The sequence below is a fragment of the Pantoea sp. X-Soil-ISGK-259 genome (genome assembly GCF_059730705.1).
Genome location: NZ_AP035986.1, coordinates 2,637,766 through 2,659,801, shown reverse-complemented (window position 1 = coordinate 2,659,801; position 22,036 = coordinate 2,637,766). Strand labels below are relative to the sequence as shown.

The 22,036-nt window shown below is 56.1% G+C and carries 19 protein-coding genes and 1 riboswitch; of the genes, 5 read left to right on the top strand and 14 right to left on the bottom strand.

Features of this window, described 5'->3' with window-relative positions; genetic code table 11:
- Positions 1–153: 153 nt before the first annotated feature.
- Positions 154–2,187, bottom strand: a complete 2,034-nt coding sequence (gene metG / locus AC6I77_RS12585) for a methionine--tRNA ligase (protein ID WP_039659778.1) — start codon at positions 2,185–2,187, stop codon at positions 154–156.
- Positions 2,188–2,363: 176 nt separating this feature from the next.
- Between metG and apbC the strand changes: the two genes are divergently transcribed.
- A complete protein-coding gene (gene apbC / locus AC6I77_RS12580) occupies positions 2,364–3,476 on the top strand; it encodes an iron-sulfur cluster carrier protein ApbC (RefSeq protein WP_004571253.1) in 1,113 nt (370 codons plus the stop codon).
- Here apbC and AC6I77_RS12575 read toward each other — a convergent pair.
- Positions 3,473–3,928, bottom strand: coding sequence for a GNAT family N-acetyltransferase (locus AC6I77_RS12575; RefSeq protein ID WP_004571254.1), 456 nt, complete (start codon positions 3,926–3,928; stop codon positions 3,473–3,475). The two genes, apbC and AC6I77_RS12575, sit on opposite strands and share 4 nt — an antisense overlap.
- A 247-nt stretch (positions 3,929–4,175) precedes the next feature.
- Here AC6I77_RS12575 and ahpC point away from each other — a divergent pair, with 247 nt between their 5' ends.
- Together ahpC and ahpF are read left to right on the top strand one after the other, a co-directional pair.
- A complete protein-coding gene (gene ahpC, locus AC6I77_RS12570) occupies positions 4,176–4,739 on the top strand; it encodes an alkyl hydroperoxide reductase subunit C (RefSeq protein ID WP_004571255.1) in 564 nt (187 codons plus the stop codon).
- Positions 4,740–4,810: 71 nt separating this feature from the next.
- On the top strand, positions 4,811–6,376 hold the full coding sequence (gene ahpF / locus AC6I77_RS12565; protein WP_004571256.1) for an alkyl hydroperoxide reductase subunit F: 1,566 nt from the start codon (positions 4,811–4,813) through the stop codon (positions 6,374–6,376).
- Between the two features lie 63 nt (positions 6,377–6,439).
- On the opposite strand, the gene AC6I77_RS12560 is transcribed toward ahpF, so the two are convergent.
- Together AC6I77_RS12560 and AC6I77_RS12555 are read right to left on the bottom strand one after the other, a co-directional pair.
- Entirely contained in the window at positions 6,440–7,399 is a 960-nt protein-coding gene (locus AC6I77_RS12560) for an AEC family transporter (protein ID WP_004571257.1), read from the bottom strand.
- Positions 7,400–7,497: 98 nt separating this feature from the next.
- Complete coding sequence (locus tag AC6I77_RS12555; protein ID WP_004571258.1) at positions 7,498–7,695, bottom strand: hypothetical protein; 198 nt, start codon at positions 7,693–7,695, stop codon at positions 7,498–7,500.
- Positions 7,696–8,002: 307 nt separating this feature from the next.
- Positions 8,003–8,103: riboswitch (TPP riboswitch) on the top strand.
- A gap of 34 nt (positions 8,104–8,137) precedes the next feature.
- On the opposite strand from AC6I77_RS12555, the gene thiM reads away from it, so the two are divergent.
- Positions 8,138–8,935 carry a hydroxyethylthiazole kinase gene (thiM, locus tag AC6I77_RS12550; protein ID WP_497816991.1) on the top strand — a complete coding sequence of 266 codons (798 nt, stop codon included), beginning with the start codon at positions 8,138–8,140 and terminating at the stop codon, positions 8,933–8,935.
- The gene (thiD, locus tag AC6I77_RS12545; protein ID WP_078804585.1) at positions 8,922–9,722 is read left to right on the top strand and encodes a bifunctional hydroxymethylpyrimidine kinase/phosphomethylpyrimidine kinase; all 801 of its coding nucleotides are present in this window, start codon (positions 8,922–8,924) and stop codon (positions 9,720–9,722) included. Before thiM ends, thiD begins: the two co-directional genes overlap by 14 nt.
- A 51-nt stretch (positions 9,723–9,773) precedes the next feature.
- Here the strand turns inward: thiD and AC6I77_RS12540 are convergent, their stop codons facing one another.
- The 10 genes from AC6I77_RS12540 to AC6I77_RS12495 all read right to left on the bottom strand — a co-directional run bounded on the left by AC6I77_RS12540 (position 9,774) and on the right by AC6I77_RS12495 (position 22,013).
- The gene (locus AC6I77_RS12540; protein ID WP_004571261.1) at positions 9,774–10,460 is read right to left on the bottom strand and encodes a GntR family transcriptional regulator; all 687 of its coding nucleotides are present in this window, start codon (positions 10,458–10,460) and stop codon (positions 9,774–9,776) included.
- Between the two features lie 87 nt (positions 10,461–10,547).
- A complete protein-coding gene (locus tag AC6I77_RS12535; protein WP_192377743.1) occupies positions 10,548–12,008 on the bottom strand; it encodes a mannitol dehydrogenase family protein in 1,461 nt (486 codons plus the stop codon).
- 67 nt (positions 12,009–12,075) lie between these two features.
- Positions 12,076–13,359, bottom strand: a complete 1,284-nt coding sequence (locus AC6I77_RS12530; RefSeq protein ID WP_004571263.1) for an MFS transporter — start codon at positions 13,357–13,359, stop codon at positions 12,076–12,078.
- Positions 13,360–13,439: 80 nt separating this feature from the next.
- The gene (locus tag AC6I77_RS12525) at positions 13,440–14,450 is read right to left on the bottom strand and encodes a Zn-dependent oxidoreductase (protein WP_039659783.1); all 1,011 of its coding nucleotides are present in this window, start codon (positions 14,448–14,450) and stop codon (positions 13,440–13,442) included.
- Positions 14,451–14,460: 10 nt separating this feature from the next.
- On the bottom strand, positions 14,461–15,675 hold the full coding sequence (gene manD / locus AC6I77_RS12520; RefSeq protein WP_497816990.1) for a D-mannonate dehydratase ManD: 1,215 nt from the start codon (positions 15,673–15,675) through the stop codon (positions 14,461–14,463).
- Positions 15,676–15,882: 207 nt separating this feature from the next.
- Entirely contained in the window at positions 15,883–16,782 is a 900-nt protein-coding gene (yegS, locus tag AC6I77_RS12515; protein ID WP_004571266.1) for a lipid kinase YegS, read from the bottom strand.
- A gap of 222 nt (positions 16,783–17,004) precedes the next feature.
- On the bottom strand, positions 17,005–18,387 hold the full coding sequence (gene trhP, locus AC6I77_RS12510) for a prephenate-dependent tRNA uridine(34) hydroxylase TrhP (RefSeq protein WP_192377812.1): 1,383 nt from the start codon (positions 18,385–18,387) through the stop codon (positions 17,005–17,007).
- A 120-nt stretch (positions 18,388–18,507) separates the two neighbouring features.
- Entirely contained in the window at positions 18,508–19,215 is a 708-nt protein-coding gene (gene baeR / locus AC6I77_RS12505) for an envelope stress response regulator BaeR (RefSeq protein ID WP_004571268.1), read from the bottom strand.
- 6 nt (positions 19,216–19,221) lie between these two features.
- The gene (gene baeS / locus AC6I77_RS12500; protein WP_497816989.1) at positions 19,222–20,610 is read right to left on the bottom strand and encodes an envelope stress sensor histidine kinase BaeS; all 1,389 of its coding nucleotides are present in this window, start codon (positions 20,608–20,610) and stop codon (positions 19,222–19,224) included.
- Entirely contained in the window at positions 20,607–22,013 is a 1,407-nt protein-coding gene (locus AC6I77_RS12495) for an MFS transporter (RefSeq protein WP_033762022.1), read from the bottom strand. Before AC6I77_RS12495 ends, baeS begins: the two co-directional genes overlap by 4 nt.
- Positions 22,014–22,036 lie beyond the last annotated feature (23 nt).

The window sequence follows — 22,036 nt, the reverse complement described above, 5'->3', positions numbered from 1 at the left end:
AGGGCAGGGTCGGGTGAAGCGTGCCGGGAAAGAAAAGGAGAGGTTGAGTAGTCGTGGTAACAGAGAAGAGAAAACCCTTCGTGCCAGAGCTAAGGCACGAAGGGTTTCAGAACGGCAGTGTGCTTTGCAGTTTAAACCGCAGAGGGCAGACCTTTACTTAACCGGCATGCCCGGTACAGCACCGCTATCAACGGACAACACGAACAGATCTTTCCCGCCCGGACCCGCTGACAGCACCATACCTTCGGAGATGCCGAAGCGCATTTTACGCGGCGCCAGGTTGGCCACGATGATGGTCATTTTACCGACCAGCACAGAGGGATCAGGATAAGCGGCGCGGATGCCCGAGAAAATCTGACGCTTTTCACCGCCCAGGTCGAGTTGCAGACGCAGCAGCTTGTCTGAACCTTCAACCCGTTCCGCCTGCTCGATTAGCGCAACGCGCATATCCACTTTGGCGAAATCGTCGATGGTGATGGTGTCACCAATCGGCGCATCTGCCAGCGGACCGGTTGCGGCTGGTGCACTTGCTGCGGCAGCATCCTCTTTTGAGGCGTCAATCAGTCCCTCAACCTTCGCCATTTCAATGCGGCTGTAGAGTGCTTTGAATGGCGCAACCTGATGATCCAGCAGCGGCTGCGCAATGGCATCCCAGCTCAATTCACAGTTCAGGAAGCCCTCTGCACGGGCGCTCAGTGACGGCAGCACCGGCTTCAGCCAGGTCATCAGAATGCGGAACAGGTTAATGCCCATTGAGCAGATGGCCTGCAGATCGGCATCACGGCCTTCCTGCTTCGCGACCACCCACGGAGCCTGCTCATCGACATAACGGTTCGCCAGGTCGGCCAGCGCCATAATTTCACGGATAGCACGGCTGTATTCGCGCGCAGCCCAGGCATCACCAATCTTCTCTGACGCATCAACGAAGGTCTGATAGAGCGCCGGATCGGCCAGTTCTGCTGCCAGTTTGCCCTCAAAGCGTTTGGTAATGAAGCCTGCGTTACGTGACGCCAGGTTAACCACTTTGTTGACGATGTCGGCATTTACGCGCTGGACGAAATCTTCCAGATTCAGGTCGATGTCGTCGATACGTGAAGAGAGTTTCGCCGCGTAGTAGTAACGCAGGCTGTCGGCATCCAGATGTTGCAGCCAGGTGCTGGCTTTGATAAAGGTGCCGCGCGACTTCGACATCTTGGCACCGTTAACGGTGACATAGCCGTGTACAAACAGATTGTTCGGCTTGCGGAAGTTGCTGCCTTCCAGCATCGCTGGCCAGAACAGGCTATGGAAATAGACGATATCTTTACCGATGAAATGATACAGCTCGGTGGTGGAGTCTTTACGCCAGAATTCGTCGAAGTCGATGTCGCCGCGCTTGTCGCACAGGTTCTTGAACGAGCCCATGTAGCCGATAGGCGCATCCAGCCAGACGTAGAAGTATTTGCCTGGCGCATCCGGAATTTCAAAGCCGAAGTAAGGCGCATCGCGTGAGATATCCCACTGCTGCAGGCCTGACTCAAACCACTCCTGCATTTTGTTCGCCACCTGATCCTGCAGCGCACCGGAGCGGGTCCACGCCTGCAGCATGGCGCTGAAGGACGGCAGATCAAAGAAGAAGTGCTCAGAGTCGCGCAGAACTGGCGTCGCACCAGAAACCACAGACTTCGGATCGATCAGCTCGGTCGGGCTGTAGGTCGCGCTGCAGACTTCACAGTTGTCGCCGTATTGATCAGGTGACTTACATTTCGGGCAGGTGCCTTTCACAAAACGGTCCGGCAGGAACATCCCTTTTTCCGGATCGTAAAGCTGGGAAATGGTGCGGTTTTTAATAAAACCGTTCTCTTTCAGGCGGCCGTAAATCAGCGCAGACAGCTCGCGGTTTTCATCGCCGTGAGTGGAGTGATAATTGTCATAGCTGACGTTGAAACCGGCAAAGTCGGCTTCATGCTCGCTTTTCATTTCTGCAATCATCTGCTCCGGCGCAATGCCCAGCTGCTGAGCTTTCAGCATGATAGGCGTGCCGTGCGCATCATCGGCGCAAATGAAATAAACCTGATTGCCACGCATTCGTTGGTAACGCACCCAAATATCTGCCTGGATATGCTCGAGCATGTGGCCGAGATGGATTGATCCGTTCGCGTAAGGCAGTGCGCACGTTACCAGAATTTTTTTAGCGACTTGAGTCATAGTTTGCGTAGCTTTCTGTTGATTGAAAAAACGGGCTTAGATGGTAACTGATGGCTTCTCCTGCGTAAACATAAGGGATTCACCCCGCCAGTCGCCGCAGATCCACGAGCATCTGATATCATTGACAATACATCGCTGAAACACAGCGTAAGCACAGCAGAAATAAGGAGCAGGGGATGACAGTACAATCCCGGGAACCGCATACGCCAGAGGGCCTGCGCGCCATCGTAGCGGGCGTATTGAGAAGCTTTGAGCATCCGACCCTTAAACAGAATCTCACCTCGCTGAAAGCGCTGCACCACGTGGCGCAGCTGGATGGAACGCTGCATGTTGAACTGCTGATGCCGTTTGCGTGGGCCAGCGGGTTCGATGCCCTGAAAGAGCAGGTCAGCGCCGACCTGCTGCGTCAGACCGGCGCACGCGCCATCGACTGGCGGCTCAGCCACGATATCGCCACCCTGAAGCGGGTGAAAAACCAGCCGGGCGTTAACGGGGTTAAAAACATTATTGCGGTCAGCTCCGGCAAAGGCGGCGTGGGTAAATCCAGCACCGCCGTAAATATGGCACTGGCGCTGGCAGCTGAGGGCGCGCGCGTCGGCATTCTTGACGCGGATATCTACGGCCCGTCTGTGCCGAACATGCTTGGGACTCAGGACCAGCGGCCAACCTCGCCGGATGGGACCCATATGGCGCCGATCATGGCACATGGGCTGGCCACCAACTCCATTGGTTATCTGGTCACGGATGACAATGCGATGGTGTGGCGCGGCCCCATGGCCAGTAAAGCGCTTATGCAGTTGCTGAATGAGACTCTGTGGCCTGAGCTGGATTATCTGGTGCTGGATATGCCGCCCGGCACGGGCGACATTCAGCTGACGCTGGCGCAGAACGTGCCGGTAACCGGTGCGCTGGTGGTCACGACGCCGCAGGATATCGCCCTGATTGATGCCCGCAAAGGACTGGTCATGTTTGAAAAGGTCAATGTGCCGGTGCTGGGTGTGGTAGAGAATATGAGCCTGCATGTCTGCAGCCAGTGTGGCTTCCACGAGCCGATTTTCGGCACCGGCGGCGCGCAGAAACTGGTGGAGGATTACCAGACGCAACTGCTGGCCCAGTTGCCACTGCACATTGACCTGCGCGAAGATCTTGATGAAGGTGAACCGACAGTGATTCGCCGGCCCGATAGCGAGTTTACCACGCTGTATCGCCAGTTGGCCGGACGCGTCGCGGCCCAGCTTTACTGGCAGGGCGAGGTCATCCCTGGCGATATCGCCTTCCGCGCGCTTTAAGCCCGACCCGACCCGCTGGCGTATTGTGAGGCCAGCGGGTAGTGCATCAGCACATAACCGCCGTGCTCGCCTTCGCCCTGTGAAATCATCTTCCAGCCATGCTTCAGATAAAATGCCTGCGCCGCTTTGTTCTTCTGCAGGCACTTAAGCGCGCCGGTTGAGGTAAAACGCGCCTCTACCGCCTCCAGCAACGCGCTGCCCACGCCGCGCCCCTGCCAGTCTGGATCGACATAGAGACTGTGCAGGAAGTTGTCGTTCTCCAGCAGACCTGCAAAGCCGACCCGATGGCCATCAGCCTCCGCAACCAGGACGGTCTCCCCCAGAATAACGCCATCAAAATCTTCCAGTTGCCACTCGCTGCCCTCCAGCCAGCGCCAGTTATGTCGTCGCGCTGCCAGAAACAGCGTACGCAGGAAAGGACGGTCGGCTTCAGTAAACGGACGAATCTCCACGGGTCAGCTCCTTATCATCTGGTCTTACAAAACTAGCAGTGATTAGCCGAGACGTGCCTAAAAGATCGCGTAAAAGATAAAGCGGGTTAAATGTCACGTAAATCGCTGTACACTGCCTGCCGGGCCAGAGAGCATCAGGCTCTCAGCGTTTGATAGCTTTCGTTTATCAGATTGATAACGTCCGCGTATTAGATGTTGGCCCGAAAATTATGTAACCTGCATCACATATTTTAACGGAGGCCACCAGATGTCTATTATCAATACCAAAATTAAGCCGTTCAAAAACGCAGCATTCAAAAACGGCGAATTCATCGACGTAACCGAGAAAGACGTTGAAGGTAAATGGAGTGTGTTCTTCTTCTATCCAGCTGACTTCACCTTCGTCTGCCCGACCGAGCTGGGCGACGTAGCTGACCATTACGAAGAGTTCCAGAAACTGGGCGTAGACATCTACTCCGTTTCTACCGACACCCACTTTACCCACAAAGCCTGGCACGGTTCTTCAGACACCATCGCGAAGATCAAATACACAATGATCGGTGACCCGACTGGCGCGCTGACCCGTAACTTCGAAATCATGCGTGAAGATGAAGGTCTGGCTGACCGTGGTACCTTCATCGTTGACCCGCAAGGCGTAATCCAGGCAATCGAAATCACTGCTGAAGGCATTGGCCGTGACGCCTCTGACCTGCTGCGTAAAGTGAAAGCGGCTCAGTACGTGGCTTCTCACCCAGGTGAAGTGTGCCCGGCTAAATGGAAAGAAGGTGATGCAACACTGGCTCCGTCTCTGGACCTGGTTGGCAAAATCTAATCCCGCTTCGCTCTTTCGATCATTCTCCAATCGGGTGCTGCGGCACCCGATTTTTTGACCAGGATATCACTATGCTCGACACAAATTTGAAAACCCAGCTCAAGGCCTACCTTGAGAAATTAACCAGACCTGTTGAGTTGATTGCCACCCTGGATGAGGGTGCAAAATCAACCGAGATCCGTGAACTGTTGGTTGATATCGCCGGCTTGTCTGACAAAGTCAGCTTCCGCGAAGAGAACGATCGTCAGGTGCGTAAGCCCTCATTTCTGATCACCAACCCAGGTTCGAACAGCGGCCCGCGTTTTGCCGGTTCACCTCTGGGTCACGAATTTACCTCACTGGTGCTGGCACTGTTACAGACCGGTGGGCATCCGTCTAAAGAAGCACAGAGCCTGCTGGACCAGATCGCCGCGCTGGACAGCGACTTCCATTTCGAAACCTATTATTCACTCTCATGCCATAACTGCCCGGACGTCGTCCAGGCGCTGAACCTGATGGCGGTGATTAACCCGCGCATCAGCCACACCGCTATCGACGGTGGCCTGTTCCAGAACGAGATTCAGGAACGCAACGTGATGGGCGTGCCAGCGGTTTACCTGAATGGTAAGGAGTTTGGTCAGGGCCGCATGAGCCTGGCGGAAATCGTCAGCAAAGTAGATACCAACGCGGATAAACGTGCAGCGGAAGAGCTGAACAAGCGTGACGCCTATGAAGTCCTGATTATCGGCAGTGGCCCGGCGGGTGCAGCGGCAGCCATCTACTCAGCGCGTAAGGGTATCCGTACTGGCCTGATGGGCGAACGTTTTGGCGGCCAGGTACTGGATACGGTGGATATCGAAAACTATATTTCCGTACCGAAAACCGAAGGCGCGAAACTGGCAGGTTCACTGCGCGCACACGTTGATGATTACAATGTGGATGTCATTGAAAGCCAGAGCGCCATCAAATTGATCCCGGCGGCGAAAGAGGGCGGACTGCATGCCATCGAAACCGCCTCCGGCGCAGTATTGAAGTCACGCAGTATCATTCTGGCGACCGGCGCACGCTGGCGCAACATGGGTGTGCCGGGTGAGGAAGAGTATCGCACCAAAGGCGTCACCTACTGCCCACACTGCGATGGCCCGCTGTTTAAAGGCAAGCGTACGGCAGTGATCGGCGGCGGTAACTCCGGCGTTGAAGCAGCCATTGACCTGGCGGGTATCGTTGAACATGTTACGCTGCTGGAGTTTGCCGGTGAGATGCGTGCCGACCAGGTATTGCAGGATAAGCTGCGTAGCCTGAAGAACGTTGATGTCATCCTGAACGCGCAGACCACCGAAGTGAAAGGCGACGGCACTAAAGTGACCGGCCTGCACTATCTTGACCGTACGACGCAGACCACCCATGAGCTGCCGCTCTCTGGTATCTTCGTTCAGATCGGTCTGCTGCCAAATACCCCGTGGCTGGAAGGCGCGGTTGAGCGCAATAAAATGGGTGAGATCATCATCGATGGTAAATGCGAAACCAGCCTGAAAGGCGTGTTCGCGGCGGGCGACTGCACTACCGTGCCGTACAAGCAGATTATTATTGCCAGCGGCGAAGGCGCAAAAGCCTCACTGAGCGCTTTTGACTATCTGATTCGCACTAAATCAGCTTAATAACGTTTAGTCAGACAGACAATAGCCCTTCAGCATTCGTGCTGAGGGGCTTTTTTTAGTCTGTTAATAGCCCGCCAGCGTCATCAGCATCATCCATATCGGCGTCGTTACCGCGGCAAACACCGTAGAAAAGAGCATGCTGGCCGCCGCCGGGCCGGTAATGACATTAAACTTCTGCGACATCAGATAAACGTTTACTCCCACCGCCATTGATCCCAGCAGGACTACCACTTTACTCTCCAGCGGCGGCAGACCGGTCAGCCACGCGATAGCCCATACCGTCATCGGTTGCAGCACCAGCTTCAGCAGGCAAATGGTGTAGCTCTCTTTTAAGCCGTCCCGCACCCGATAGTGCGCCAGGCTCATGCCCAGCGTGACCAGCGACAGCGGCGCGGCCAGCGAGGCCAGCATCTTTAATGGTTCAGCGGCCAGCAGTGGCAACGGGCGTTGCAGAAAACTCCAGGCTGTACCGCTGAGAATGCCGATGATGAGCGGATTCTTCAGCACACCGATCAATGTGCGCCAAAGGCCATTCAGCGAGAAGCTGCCCTGCTTCGCCCACTCGACTGAAACGGTCAGTAAAGTCCACAGGATCAGGCTGTTAAACACCAGCACCAGCGCCACCGGCGGCAGCGCTTCTGGCCCGAGTAACACGGTGGCCACCGGGATCCCCAGCATCACGTTATTAGAGAAGATACCGCCCAGGGCAAAGACTGAAGCCGCCACGCCATCCAGATCGAACAGCCTTGTTGCCAGCAGTCGCCCCACGATAAACACCAGCAGGCAACTGCCGAAGAAGGCCAGTAACAGGCGCGCATCCACCGGCGGGCTTTGTGAGAAGGTACTCATTACCCGAAACAGCATGCAGGGCAGTGCAACGTTAAACACAAAGCGGTTCATCCCTTCGCTGATGCTGGCAGGCCATTTTCCGAGGCGTGTCAGGCAGTATCCCAGTAAGATCAGGATAAACAGCGGAGCTGAGAGATAAATTTGATGGCTTAAGCTTTCAAACAGCAGTGGCATAGAGGGCGTCTGATCAGGCGATGATTAGTTATCAGACTAACAAATTGCTAACTAACTGTTAACTGGAACGGTGTCTGAACCCTCCGCCGTGAGGGCGACTAATCTAGCCAGCGACGCGCCTGTTCATCGGTGATATCACGATAATAGACGCGATGGATTATTTCGTTACAGCCTGAGCAGCGTGCGGAAATATAGGTTGAAAAATAATATCTGCCACTGGGTGCGACGGCACCCTGACGTTCAATAATAATATCCTGCCATCGATGACGGTGTGGAATAAGCGCTAAAAATCGCATCATACATCCTGCATAGTATGAAGTTCCGCTTCAGGAGGTAACTAACCTCATGAAATAAAATATTTTTTACGATGATGCTGCAAGCAGGTTAATTATTATTATGCAGTCAGAGACACTGCAGGAAATATTTCCTGTCAGGGGGATAAATAAAGCTAACTATAAAGAGGTGTTTCGTTAACCCGCAGCATTAAGCCTTTTTTTGTGACCTCAGGCGTTGATCGGGATCATATGAATTGTTTCAGCACGGATTATTTCCCCGACAGGTGTCGCTTGCTTTCACCGTATAGCTCTCCTATGCTGCAAGCCGTAACACGACTCGGGGTGCCGCTTTCCACACGGAAAGGGCTGAGAAAAACCCGCTGACCTGAACTGGATAATGCCAGCGTAGGGAAGTCTGATGCCTGACCGCATTCGCCTTCTTGTTCGCCGGTTGGGAGCTACGATGACACATCAATCTCAACACCTTTCTGCCGCGCACTTCGCGCCCATCCTGCACACTTTCCGCCGTCAGTCACCGCTGGTGCACTGCATGACCAATGACGTGGTTCAGAACTTCACCGCCAATGTACTGCTGGCACTTAATGCCTCACCGGCGATGGTGATCGATCCGGAAGAAGCCGCAGAGTTCAGTGAATTGGCCGATGCGCTGCTGATTAATGTGGGCACGTTAACCCCCGAACGGCAGCAGGCGATGCAGGCTGCCATCACTGCCGCTAATCTGGCGGGCACACCCTGGACACTCGATCCGGTTGCGGTCGGCGCGCTGACGCTGCGCAGTGACTTCTGTCAGCGGTTATTGAGTCAGCAACCGGCGGTGATCCGCGGCAATGCATCAGAGATTCTGGCGCTGGCACAGCAGGCCAGTGGCGGGCGGGGCGTTGATACACTGCATCAGGCGGATGCGGCAATTGATGCAGCACAGCAACTCGCTGAGACCTGGAAAACGCTGGTGATCGTCACCGGTGAAGTGGACTACGCCACGGATGGTCAGCGGATCCTCGCCATAAGCGGTGGAAGCCCGTTAATGACACGGGTGGTGGGCACCGGCTGTGCACTCTCCGCCGTGGTAGCGGGCTTCAGCAGTCTGCCTGGTGATCGTCTAATGAATGTCGCGGCCGCCTGTCAGGTCATGGCCCTGGCGGGAGAAAAGGCAGCGGCGCAGGCTGCCGGGCCGGGCAGTTTTGCCACCGCGTTTATTGATGCCCTCTGGACGCTGGAGGTGGGCAATGAAGCGCATTAATGCCCTGACGATTGCCGGTACCGATCCCAGCGGCGGGGCAGGCATTCAGGCCGATCTGAAAACCTTCTCGGCTCTGGGCGCCTATGGCACCAGCGTCATAACCGCGCTGGTGGCACAAAACACGCAAGGCGTGCAGTCTGTTTACCGGATTGCACCTGAGTTTGTTGCCGCCCAGCTCGATTCGGTGCTGAGTGATGTGCGCATCGACAGCGCAAAAATTGGCATGCTGTCAGAAACGGCTATCGTAGAGCAGGTTGCTGCCCGGCTGAGAAAGGCAGATATCCCGTTTGTGGTACTGGATACCGTGATGGTCGCAAAAAGTGGCGATGCGCTGCTCTCGCCAGACGCCGTGGCCAGCGTACGTGAGCTGTTATTGCCGCAGGTCTCGTTGATCACACCGAATCTGCCGGAAGCGGCGGCGTTGCTCAACTGTGCTGTCGCCAGCGATGAGGCGGAGATGCGCGAGCAGGGACGGGCATTGCTGGCGCTGGGCTGTCAGGCTGTGCTGATGAAAGGCGGACATCTTACGGCGGCAGAGAGCCCGGACTGGCTGATCACGCATTCCACTGAGCAGCGATTCAGCACGTCTCGCGTCAACACCCGTCACACCCATGGCACCGGCTGCACGTTGTCGGCCGCCTTAGCCGCGTTGCGTCCGCGTCATGCTGACTGGGCAGAGACGATTGGGGAAGCCAAAAACTGGTTACAACAGGCGTTGTTAATGGCAGATACGCTGGAGGTCGGGAAGGGCATCGGGCCGGTTCACCATTTTCATCAATGGTGGTGACGGCGAAGACCCGCACCGGCCTGACATTCAGGCGGTGCGGGTGATGAGCGATTAGGGTGCTTCAAACCAGGCGCTGTTACGCTCGGCAATGGGGGTGATTGAGAAGATCATCTCCTGCAGGTGGCGACGCATCGCCGCTTCGGCAGCATTGTCGTCATGGCCCTTGAGCGCGGCAAAAATCTCTTCATGCTGCTCAATCAGCTTTTCTGGCGGCGAGACTTCACTCAACGTCAGAAAGCGCACGCGGTCCATTGCCGCTTTGATGTTCTCAACCGTCTCCCAGGCCAGCTTGCAGTCGATACTTTCAGCGATCAGGCGATGAAACTCATCGTCCAGCGTAAGAAAAGCCTGGCTGTCATGGCGTTCAGCAGCCATGCGCTGCAGCTGCAGGTTATGTTCCAGCGCCATCAGCGACGAGTCGTCTATCTCCAGCGCCGCGCGACGAACCACCGACACTTCCACCGCTTCACGGATAAAGCGGCCATCCGCTACCCGCTTAGCGGAGATTTTGCGCACAAAGGTGCCGCGCTGCGGCAATACCTGTACCAGTCCGGCTTCAGCCAGCTTGATGAACGCTTCGCGCACCGGCTGGCGTGAGACGTTGAAGCGCGCGGACACTTCCTTTTCAGAAAGCAGCGAGCCTGGCTGAATTGCGCAGGTGACAATATCTTTGCGCAGATACCGGTAAATCTGCTGATTTACCGGTTCGCTGGTCGTAATGGTATAGGCGATCGACATGCAGCAATATCCATATTACGGCTGGCAAAAGCCAGCGCGATGGGAAAGTGCCAGTCTAATCAGCGCGCTGCGTCTGCGCCAGCCCTTTTAGCTGCGGTTGAGAGACTGATGCACGGTCGCGCGCGCGCCCTGAGTGGCCAGTTTGTTATACCAGGCGGTCAGTCGGCCGACCACATCGGCATTCTGCGCCAGATCGTCGCCAAACACTTCGCGCATGGAGAGTAACGCCCGTACACGCGCTTCACCCTCTTCGCTGCTGGCGACGCATTCTGCCAGTTGCGCTTTCATCGGATCACGAATCTCAATCGGCTGACCCTTCTCATCAATGCCGCCGACATAGCGCATCCAGCCCGCCACGCCCAGCAACAGCAGCTCGCAGTCGCTGCCGCGCTGCAGGTGCCAGCGCAGGCTATCAAGCATACGTTGTGGCAGCTTCTGGGTGCCGTCAGTGGCAATCTGTCCGGTGCGATGTTTAATCGCGCGGTTTTCATAACGGGCAATCAGCGAATCGGCGTATGCATTGAGATCCACGCCCTGAGTGCGCAGCGTCGGGGCTTGCTCATCCACCATCAGTGAACGGGCGGCGGCGCGGAAATGAGGATCGGCCATGCAGTCGCTGATGTACTCATAACCGGCCAGGAAGCCAAGATAGGCCAGGAAAGAGTGGCTGCCATTCAACATCCGCAGTTTCATCTCTTCATAGGGCAGGACATCGCTGACCAGCTCTGCGCCTGCTTTTTCCCACGCCGGACGACCATTAACGAAGTTATCTTCGATCACCCACTGGAAGAAGGGTTCCGCTTCAACCGCAACGGGATCGCTGCAACCCAGGCGCGCGTTCAGCGCGGCAAATGCCGCATCGGTCATGGCCGGAACGATGCGATCCACCATGGTGGAGGGGAAGGTGATGTGCTGCTGAATGTAGTCTGCCAGCGCCGGATCCTGATACTGTGCCAGCTGCACAATCACATTACGGATGACGTGACCATTTTCCGGCATGTTGTCGCAGGACATTACGCTGAACGCAGGCAGATCCTGCTTCCGCCGACGGCGAATCGCGGCCAGAATCAGACCCGGCAGCGAGCGAGGCGAGTCTGGATTCTGCAGATCGTGCACGATGTCAGGATGATCGGGGTTTAAATTTCCACTGGCGGGCTGATGGCAATAGCCTTTCTCGGTGACGGTCATAGAGACAATGGCCACCTCTGGCTGACTCATTGCGTTGATCACCGCCTCAATCCCATCACTTTTGCCGTGCAGCGCCTGAGTAATCACGCCAATGACCCGGGTTTGCAGTGAGTCATCGGCCATCTCTGTCAGGGTATAGAGCAGATTTTGCTCACGCAGAGCCTGAATCAGATCGCCGCTGTTGAGGTTAACTTCGCAGTAGCCCCAGTCACTGCCCTGTTCAGCCAGCTTATCGCTGCAGAGTGCCTGATGCGCGCGGTGAAACGCACCAAAACCAATATGTACCATGCGAGTCTTTAAATTGCTGCGGTCGTAAGTGGGGCGCTGGACCTCAGCGGGCAGGCGATCAATCTGTAACATACTCCGTCCTTATGGCAAACGGGGCGCATGGCGCCCCGAAATCATCGTTCTGTTAGCGGAACAACACTCAGACCGAAACCGGTTTATCCTGGGATTTCGGACTGCGAATCACGAACAGCACCAGGAAAGCCCCCAGCGCGGCGACACAACCCGCCAGTACAAAGGCGCTATCGAATTTACCGGTGTGCTGGACAATAAAGCCGGTGACGATCGGCCCGATGATGCCGGAGAGGCTACCCACCAGATGGATAAAGCCGCTGATGCTGCCGATACGACTCTTGTGTACCACATCCTGAATAATCGCCCAGTAGATCGCGCCGGTGATATAGAGAAAGAAAATCGACACCGACATCATCATAACGGCGGGAACCACTTCTTTTATCGTACCCGCCAGTGCCACACAAATTGCGGCTGCCAGCAGTGAGACAACCAGCACAATTTTACGGGACAACAACAGTTTGCCGGTGATATTGAAGATTTTATCGGAGATCCAGCCACCCAGCGCCAGACCAACGAATCCGACTATCCACGGGATCATGGTGGTGATGCTCATGGATTTGATATCCAGGCCGTGCGCCTGCACCAGATAGGCCGGGAACCAGCTCAGGAAGAAGAACAGGATGTAGTTGTAGCAGAAGAAGGCAAACGCCGTGACCAGGATAATCGGCTGGCGCAGGTAGTAGCCAAACGGATGCGGCGTTTCAGCCAGGTCAACCTCATCATTCGGATTGGTGGCTTTCAGGCGATCAATCAGCAGACGCTCTTTTTCGGTGACAATTTTGCTTTTTGCCGGGTTATCAGCGGCAAAGAAGAGCCAGAACGCCATCCAGACCAGACCGATACAGCAGACGATCACAAACGCCGGACGCCAGCCATAGGCCAGAGCAAGATAGCCAATAATCGGGCCGGCGACGGCGCCACCCAAAGGTGAGCCGGCACTCAGTAAGCCCATCGCTGTTGCGGCCTGTTTTTTCGGGAACCAGCCGTTAATGGCTTTGTTGGCTGAGGAGCAGATTGGGCCTTCCGCCATGCCGAATAGCACACGCAGAATCAGCAGCGACCAGAAGCCGGTCGCCAGTGCAGTCATGCCGCAGAAAATGGACCAGGCACCCACCGCCACGGCCAGCACGATTTTCGGGCCAAAGCGGTCAGTGGCGAGGCCGCCGACAAAGTTAAACAGGGCATAGCCGAAAAAGAAGCTGCCGAAAATCATGCCGAACTGCTCAGCATTGATCGCCAGATCTTTCTCCACCAGCGGCACCGTCAGTGAGAGGGCAACACGATCGAGGTAGTTGATCATGTAAACCAGGAAGAGCAGCAAAACGAGGGTCCAGCGCAGATTCTTGAACATACAAACTCCGTGATCTGTTTTCTTTTTTAATCAGGCCGGCGGGTACGCACCGGCGAAGGAGACCTGGTGTTCAGCGGGAGTTAACCCATTTGCAGGATCACTTTGCAGCAGGTGCGCGGATCTTTTTCGAACAGGCTCATCGCGCGTTCAATCTCCTGCAGCGGGAAGTAGTGCGTCACGAGTTTCTCTGGCTGGATCAAGCCTTTTTCCATCCACGCGATCACCTGTGGAAAGCGGTTGCTGTTGAGACGCGAGGTAAACAGCGACAGCTCTTTGCTGGTCAGGCTCTGCTGAGTAATGCTGCACGGTTCGCCGGAGAAGCCCAGCAGACCGATACGCGCGGCCGGTGAGGCGAGCGCGGCGGCTTCTGCCAGAATAGCGGGATGGCAGGCGGCGTCGATAATCAGCGTGGGCTGGACGCCCTCAAGCTGTGCTGCCAGTGGGATTTCGCTGTTATCGAACAGCTGATCGGCACCACTCTCTTCAGCCAGCGCCAGGCGTTCCGGCAGACGATCCACCACCATCACTTTTTTCACTTTATAGACGTTTTTCAGTACCTGAATCGCGGTAAGCCCCATTGGTCCGGCGCCATAAATCAGGGCGACATCGTCTGGCTGCGGCTTAAGAAACGCCGTGATGTTGGCTGCGATGGTAAAGGGCTCAACCAGGCTGGCAAGCTTGTCGGGGATGGCGTCCGGCAACTCCCAGGCATTTTTTGCCGGTGCCAGCGCATAGTCGCTGAAGCCGCCGTCGCGATGCACGCCAATCACCTGCAGTGTGGTACAGACATTGGGGCGGCCTACCGAGCAGGGATAGCAGCTGCCGCAGCTCACCACCGGATCGACCGCCACGCGCTGACCCAGTCGGGCCGCATCGACTCCCGCACCTACCGCATCGATCACACCAAAAAATTCGTGACCAATAACCCGAGGATATTTCGCGAACGGGTTATGGCCGTGCCAGATATGCACATCCGAACCGCAGATACTGGCATAGGCCACTTTGACCCGGACTTCACCTGCCGCCGGTTGTGGCAGTGGACGTTCAGCTATCACCAGTTCGCCTGGCTGTTCAATAACAACACTTTTCATGAGTTTCTCCTTACCAGTTCCACAGGGTGCCATCTTCAAGACGGGCGACCGGCAGATAGGCAGGTTCATAGGGATATTTCGCAGCCAGTTTCTCGTTGAACTCTATGCCAAGGCCCGGTTTGTCGCCGGGATGCATATAGCCCTGATCAAAGGTCCAGTTTGCGTCAAATAGCTCCATCATCTGTTCAGAGAAGCCCATGTACTCCTGCACGCCGAAGTTCGGCACCCAGAGGTCAAAGTGCAGTGCCGCCGCCATGCAAATCGGGGAGAGATCTGAAGGACCGTGGGAGCCGGTGCGCACCTGATAGAGCGAGGCAAAATCAGCGATACGTCGCATACCGCTAATGCCGCCCGCATGTGTGATGGTGGTGCGGATGTAGTCGATCAGCTGCTCTTCAATCAGCTGCTTACAATCCCAGATGCTGTTAAACACTTCGCCCACCGCAATCGGCGTGACGGTGTGCTGGCGGATCAGACGGAAGCATTCCTGGTTTTCGGCGGGTGTCGGATCTTCCATCCAGAACAGGCGATAATCTTCCACGCTCTTGCCAAAACGCGCGGCTTCAATCGGTGTCAGGCGATGGTGCATGTCATGCAGCAGATGCTCATCGAAACCAAATTTGTCGCGGATAGCCGCAAAGAGTTTCGGCGTGAAATCGAGGTATTTCTCGGTTGACCAGAACTGCTCTTCCGGCCAGTGACCTTTGGTTGCTGGCTCGTAAGCCAGGCCTTTGCCTTTTGCCATCCCGTAAGTGGTTTTCATGCCCGGCACGCCGCACTGGGCGCGAATCGCTTTGAAGCCCAGCTCTTTGTGTTTGGCGTAGTCATCCATCACTTCATCAAGGGAATGACCGGTGGTGTGGCAATAGACCATAACGCCAGTGCGTGAGGCACCACCCAGCAACTGGTAAAGCGGCATATTGGCAGCTTTACCTTTGATATCCCACAGTGCCATATCGACCGCAGAGATAGCGGACATGGTCACCGGACCGCGACGCCAGTAAGCGCCTTTGTAGAAGTATTGCCAGATATCTTCGATCTGATGGGCATCGCGGCCTATCAGCTGCGGACAGATGTGATCTTTCAGGTAGGAGGCGACCGGTAATTCACGGCCATTCAGCGTGGCGTCGCCAATGCCGGTCAGCCCCTGATCCGTGGTGATTTTTAGAGTGACAAAGTTTCTGCCTGCGCAGGTTACAAATACTTCCGCCTTAACAATTTTCATCCTGGTGCCTTTCAGTCAGCGTTCAATGATGAAAAAGTACGCACTTTAATACTACCATACAAGTTGGTCTGACAGAGTTGTGAACCCAGTCACAGAGTGTTTTCAGGGGTACCCTGGCGCGGCAAACAGGGGGAATGAAAGAGGCGTTTTTTACAAACAGAGATTCAGACCGGCATTAAAAGGGGGCTTTCGCCCCCTGAATCAGGCTCAGGAAAGGAGTTCACACTGTGGTGGCAGGCGACAGCTTAATGCGCCCGCCATCACCTCAATCACGAATTCCCGTCCCGAAAGCGGCTCGCCATCAAGGTTAAAGGTCATTTCATGCGGAGAACGGATGGTCAGTGACTCCAGCTGTGCGGTGACGATGCCCGGATTGTCATCGTCGCCCGTCAGTGAGTGCAACAGGGTCGGCAGCAGCTCCTGTGCGGTGACAATGCTGACGTCCAGCCGGCCATCGTTAATCAGGGCCGAAGGGCAGAGTCGCTGACCACCGCCCGCCTGACGTCCATTACCAATACCAATGACCAGCGCATCACCCTGCCAGTTGAAATCGGGACCGCTGATCTCGCAGGTATCAGGTTTCAGCGTATCCATGCGCATCAGGCCGTGAATAAAATAGGAAACACCGCCCAGTGCCGACTTTAGCTTTTCCGGGGTTTCCGTGGTGATACGGGTGCCAAATCCACCCGTCGCCATGTTAATGAAGTAGTGATCCTGGTTCACTCTGGCCAGGTCGATGGTGCTGGCTTTGCCCTGGATCGCCAGGCGCAATGCCGGTTCCATCTCTTCCGGGATGCCCACGCTGGTGGCAAAATCATTGGCCGTTCCCAGCGGCAGGATGCCCAGCACCGGGCGATGATCGGCATTCGATGCCGCCAGCGCCGTCGCGATTTCGTTGATGGTGCCATCGCCACCACCTGCGACCACCGTCTCCGCCTGCAGCGCAATCGCCTCTTTGACGTACCTGTCGCCATCACCTTTTTCAAAAGTGACACGCACCGCAATATCGAAGCCTTCTTCACGAAGGGCAGTAATGGCTTCGCGCAGATCATCATTGCCCGCGCCTTTCCCATTCAGAATGAGTAGCGTTAGCGGTTTATTATCCATTTTGCGTTCCTTGGAGATCTACAGAGTAAGAAGGGGAATTTATAACATAGCTGCCAGCAGTAAATAATTGGCGAAAGAGAGAAAAAAGAAAACCCGCACGGGGGAGCCGGGCGGGTAAATGAGGTGGTTCCAGGTAAATCTGCCGTTTGTTGTTACTCATTAGCAGCAGGCAGGACTATAAAGCAGCGCTGAACAGGGGTCTGTGATCCTGTTCTGATTTCCTCAAAATGTTTCCGTTGGTAAACGATTATGTGGATCCCGGGTATCTTCACCATGATCGAAGTTGCGCAGCAGCAGTGCAAAACGCAGATCGACTTCCTGCGGCACCCGCAACCAGACACGATGGCCATCGCCCGGCGCAACCTCTGTGGGTTCGCCGCGCGCGTTCTGCAGCGCATCAAGCTGACAATTCAGGTTTCCTTCGGGCGTCATGATCTCCACGCTGTCGTGCAGCATAAACTTGTTCTTCACCGCCACTTCAGCCCACTCATTCCGACGCTCGCCGGTAAATTCGCCGACAAATTGCTGGCGATCGGACACGGAAAAACCCTGCTGATAATTCTGATAACTGTCATGCGTGTGGCGGCGCAGGAAGCCTTCGGTATAGCCGCGATGGGCCAGGCCTTCCAGCGTTAACAGCAGTGACGGATCAAACGGCTTCCCGGCAGCGGCATCATCAATCGCCCGGCGATACACCTGGGCGGTGCGGGCGCAGTAGTAATAGGACTTGGTACGCCCCTCGATTTTCAGCGAATGAACGCCCATCTCGCTGAGCCGTTCAACATGCGCGACCGCGCGCAGATCCCGCGAGTTCATGATATAGGTGCCATGCTCATCTTCGAATGCGCTCATCACTTCGCCAGGTTTCATCTTCTCTTCCAGCAGAAACACCTTGTCGGTAGGCTGACCGATGCCCAGCACCGGCGTGACATCCTGCACTGCGACAGGCGTGTGAATACCGACGATATTCCCCACCTCATCCTGCTGACCTTCCTGCACTTTATATTCCCAGCGGCAGGCATTGGTGCAGGTGCCCTGATTCGGGTCGCGCTTGTTCATATAGCCTGACAGCAGGCAGCGACCGGAATAGGCCATACAGAGCGCGCCATGAACGAAGACTTCCAGCTCCATCTCCGGCACCTGCTGGCGGATCTCGCCAATCTCCTCCAGCGATAACTCGCGTGACAGGATTACCCGGCTCAGCCCCATCTGCTGCCAGAATTTTACCGTGGCCCAGTTGACCGCATTGGCCTGCACCGACAGGTGAATCGGCATCGTCGGAAAAGCCTCGCGCACCAGCATGATAAGACCGGGATCGGACATGATCAGCGCGTCAGGCTGCATCTCCACCACCGGCGTCAGGTCGCGAATAAAGGTTTTCAGCTTGGCGTTATGCGGCGCAATGTTCACCACCACATAGAATTTTTTGCCCAGCGCGTGCGCTTCATTGATGCCCAGCGCAAGATTTTCGTGGGTAAATTCGTTGTTGCGCACCCGCAGGCTATAGCGCGGCTGGCCGGCATAGACGGCATCGGCCCCATAAGCAAAGGCGTAACGCATGTTTTTTAGCGTGCCAGCAGGGGAAAGCAGTTCGGGTTTCATGATCTTCTCACTGATGTCAGGTCAGTATGTCGCTTCAGGCGACAGGTGCAGGACCATTAAGCCCTGCAAAGGGTGCGGAATTGTAGGCAGTGAGAAAAGGGAAGTAAATTGATCGGGATCAAACTAGATCAAATGACAGGCATCGGCTTCCCAGCGATAGCCCATCCCGTAAACAGCGCGGATAAAAGGTTGCTCACTGTCGAGGTTCTCCAGCTTCCGCCGCAGATTCTTGATATGGCTGTCGATGGTGCGATCCGTGACCACGCGGTAGTCATCATAAAGATGGTTGAGCAGCTGTTCACGTGAAAAGACCTTGCCCGGTTCCAGCGACAACGTTTTCAGCAGGCGGAATTCCGCCGGAGTTAGATCCAGTGGCTTTTCGCGCCAGCTGGCGAAGAAGCGGCTTTCGTCGACCCGCAGCAACGAGGCGCTTTGCGGCTCTTCCGCTGAACGCCTGACCCGGCGCAGAATCGTTTTGACCCGTGCGACCACTTCACGCGGACTGAAGGGTTTGCAGATGTAGTCATCCGCGCCCAGCTCTAATCCCAGCAGCCGATCGATCTCCTCGGTACGCGCGGTGACCATAATAATCGGCAGCTCGGAATGACGACGGATTTCACGGCAAAGCGTTAAGCCATCGGTGCCGGGCAGCATTAAATCCAGCAGCATCAGGTCGGGTGGCGTCTGACGCACATACTCCAGCACCGCGTTGCCGTCGGCGATGTGATGGGTACGGTAATTTGAGGCGTGCAGATAATCGATCATCAGCTGCGCCAGTTTCGGCTCATCTTCGACCACCAGAATCAGCGGGTCGTGGTTTTCCTGGCTCATAAGCGTTTACACAAGGGGAACATAGCGCAAGTGTAGCGCGATTTTCAGTCCACCTAAATCAGAGTGCGACGCATGAATATCGCCACCATGTGCATCAGCGATATTTTTACAGATGGCCAGTCCCAGACCCGAGCCGCCGCTGGCGCGGTTGCGCGAGCCTTCGGTGCGGAAGAAACGCTCAAAAATCTGCACCTGATGTTCTTTATCCACGCCAGGTGCGCTGTCATCAAAATCGATGCACCAGTTGGGCGCTTCATACTTCAGTGTCACTTCAACGCGGCCACCGCTGTCGGTGTAGCGCAGGCTGTTCTCAAGAAGGTTGGTGAATAACTGCATCAGCCGGTCGGGATCGCCAAAGAACGGGGCGTTTTCGGGCAGATTCAGTTTCAGCGTCAGGCCGTGTGCGCGATAGCGTTCGGCAAAGCTGCCCGCCGTCACCTCCAGCAACTGAACCAGATCGGTGGCCTGTTTGCGGTAGGCAAGGGCACCCTCATCCGACAGCGACAGCTGGTGCAGATCGTCCACCAGCTTGGTCAGCACCACCACCTCGCTCTGCAGCGAGGCGATCGCTTCCGGCGTCAGTTTGCGCACCCCATCCTGCATCGCTTCCAGTTCACCGCGCAGGATCGCCAGCGGCGTGCGCAGCTCATGGGAGATGTCGGCCATAAAAGCGCGCCGCATGCTCTCGTTTTTCTCCAGCGAGCTGGCAAGCAGGTTAAAGTCACCGGCCAGCTGGCCCAGCTCATCCCGGCTGCTGACCTCCACGCGGGTAGCAAAATTACCGGCCGCCAGATGATGGGTGCCGTCGACCAGTCGCTTGACCGGCGCCAGCAGACCGCGCGCCATCAGCCACGTCGCCAGTGCCGCCAGCAGCGTTGAAAGCCCCACGATAATCCAGCTGGTGCGCCGCTGCTGTTGATCAAAGTTAATATCGGTGCTGCGCGTCAGCCGCTCCGGCGGCGAGCCGATCACCCAGCCGACCACTTTATTGTTGCTGGTGGTGATGTTGCGTCGTGTGCCTTCGGGTGGCACCGGCGATTTTGGTCCGGCCAGCACTTTATACTGCTGGTCAAGAATCCAGAACTGGGTCCGCCAGCCGTGCGGCGGTAGCTGGCTGTTGCTGTCGGGATTCTGCTCCAGCGAGCGCAGCATGGTAAAGACCAGCCGATCATTATGGCGCAAAAAATCCCAGTTGCCGTGCTGCTCATACTGATCGGCGAGGGCATCGCTGAGCAGGTTTAACCGCTGCTCGTTGCCGCGTTTAATGTAGTCGACAAAGCCGTGCTCGAAACTCATCCGAACGCCCCAGTGCATGGTGATCAGGACCAACATGCAGGTAGCGAAAATCGCCATAAACAGTTTGGCACCGATGCCCAGTCGCAGGTTAACTCTCATTTTTCTCTCCGGCGTCGCAAATCAACGTTGGCATTCGTCTGTGGCGGAACGCGCCAGAACACCAGCGCGGGCAGAAGAATAATCAGCGACATGCAAAGGTAGGTATAAATAAACATTGAGTGATTCGCGGTGCTGTTCGCCATGTTTTCATGAGCAAATGCGCCCAGCAACAGCCCGGCGACGGTGACGCCAATACTCATCGACAGCTGCATAATCATCGACAACAGGCTGTTGCCGCTGGATGCCAGCTCATCGGGCAGCTCCTTCAGCGTCAGGGTATTCATTGAAGAGAAGCGAATGGCATTGACCATGCCCTGCAGAAACAGCACCAGCGGCAGTAGCCAGACCCAACCCATGAGCGCCACCAGGGGGAACAGCAGGACCACCAGCGCCAGCGCCACCGTCGACATCACCAGCACGTTGCGGTAGCCGTAAAGATTGACGATGCGCACCACTATGCGCTTCATCCCCATATTCCCCAGCACCATTGAAATCATCATCAGACCGGCGTGAAACGGGCTGTAGCCCATGCCAATCTGCAGAAAAATAGGGGTCATAAAGGGCAGCATGCCGCTGCCGATGCGGCCGGTAAAACTGCCCAGCAGACCAATGGCATAAACGCGGTTATCAAACAGTTTCAGGCTGAACAGCGCATTATCATTGCCGCGTGCATGTATCAGGTAGAAGAGCAGAGAGAACAGGCCAACGAGAATCATGGCACCCAGTAACAGCGGTGAGCCACCACTGCTGCGCTGGCCATCCAGCGCCAGTGTCAGGGTTGCCATGCCAGCGGCCAGCAGGATAAACCCGGCGAAATCAAAGCGCCGCGTCTGCATGCTGTAGTTGGGCATCAGCATCAGAGTGGCGATAGCGCCGGCGATGCCGACCGGAATATTGATGAGAAAGATCCAGTGCCAGCTGGCGTACTCTACTAACACACCGCCCAGTGCCGGACCCAGCAGGGGGCCAATCTGGCCGGGCAGGGTGACAAAGGTCATGGCGGACATATATTGCTCGCGCGGCACGATTTTCATCACCGTCAGGCGACCCACGGGGACCATCATGGCGCCGCCAATCCCCTGAACCACGCGCGACAGCACCAGCTGATCCAGCGTGCCGGACATGGCGCACAGCAGCGAGCCGATACTGAACAGCAGAATCGCGCAGAAGAAAACGTTACGCACGCCAAAACGATCCGCCAGCCAGCCACTGACCGGCAGCATCACCGCCACCGTCAGCACGTAATAGACGATCACCGAGTGCATGTGCAGCGGACTGACTCCCAGATCGTGCGCCATCGATGGGATCGCGGTATTGACGATGGTGGTATCCAGCGTCTGCATAAAGAAGCCGATGGCAACGATCCACAGTTGCCAGCGGACGTTAGTGCTTTGCGTAGTCATCGATCCCCCCGATAAAAGCATCA

Coding starts and splice junctions, on each gene's coding strand:
- metG (WP_039659778.1), bottom strand. CDS start 2,187: ATGACTCAAGTCGCTAAAAAAATTCTGGTAACGTGCGCACTGCCTTAC.
- apbC (WP_004571253.1), top strand. CDS start 2,364: ATGACAGTACAATCCCGGGAACCGCATACGCCAGAGGGCCTGCGCGCC.
- ahpC (WP_004571255.1), top strand. CDS start 4,176: ATGTCTATTATCAATACCAAAATTAAGCCGTTCAAAAACGCAGCATTC.
- ahpF (WP_004571256.1), top strand. CDS start 4,811: ATGCTCGACACAAATTTGAAAACCCAGCTCAAGGCCTACCTTGAGAAA.
- AC6I77_RS12560 (WP_004571257.1), bottom strand. CDS start 7,399: ATGCCACTGCTGTTTGAAAGCTTAAGCCATCAAATTTATCTCTCAGCT.
- AC6I77_RS12555 (WP_004571258.1), bottom strand. CDS start 7,695: ATGCGATTTTTAGCGCTTATTCCACACCGTCATCGATGGCAGGATATT.
- thiM (WP_497816991.1), top strand. CDS start 8,138: ATGACACATCAATCTCAACACCTTTCTGCCGCGCACTTCGCGCCCATC.
- thiD (WP_078804585.1), top strand. CDS start 8,922: ATGAAGCGCATTAATGCCCTGACGATTGCCGGTACCGATCCCAGCGGC.
- AC6I77_RS12540 (WP_004571261.1), bottom strand. CDS start 10,460: ATGTCGATCGCCTATACCATTACGACCAGCGAACCGGTAAATCAGCAG.
- AC6I77_RS12535 (WP_192377743.1), bottom strand. CDS start 12,008: ATGTTACAGATTGATCGCCTGCCCGCTGAGGTCCAGCGCCCCACTTAC.
- AC6I77_RS12530 (WP_004571263.1), bottom strand. CDS start 13,359: ATGTTCAAGAATCTGCGCTGGACCCTCGTTTTGCTGCTCTTCCTGGTT.
- AC6I77_RS12525 (WP_039659783.1), bottom strand. CDS start 14,450: ATGAAAAGTGTTGTTATTGAACAGCCAGGCGAACTGGTGATAGCTGAA.
- manD (WP_497816990.1), bottom strand. CDS start 15,675: ATGAAAATTGTTAAGGCGGAAGTATTTGTAACCTGCGCAGGCAGAAAC.
- yegS (WP_004571266.1), bottom strand. CDS start 16,782: ATGGATAATAAACCGCTAACGCTACTCATTCTGAATGGGAAAGGCGCG.
- baeR (WP_004571268.1), bottom strand. CDS start 19,215: ATGAGCCAGGAAAACCACGACCCGCTGATTCTGGTGGTCGAAGATGAG.
- baeS (WP_497816989.1), bottom strand. CDS start 20,610: ATGAGAGTTAACCTGCGACTGGGCATCGGTGCCAAACTGTTTATGGCG.
- AC6I77_RS12495 (WP_033762022.1), bottom strand. CDS start 22,013: ATGACTACGCAAAGCACTAACGTCCGCTGGCAACTGTGGATCGTTGCC.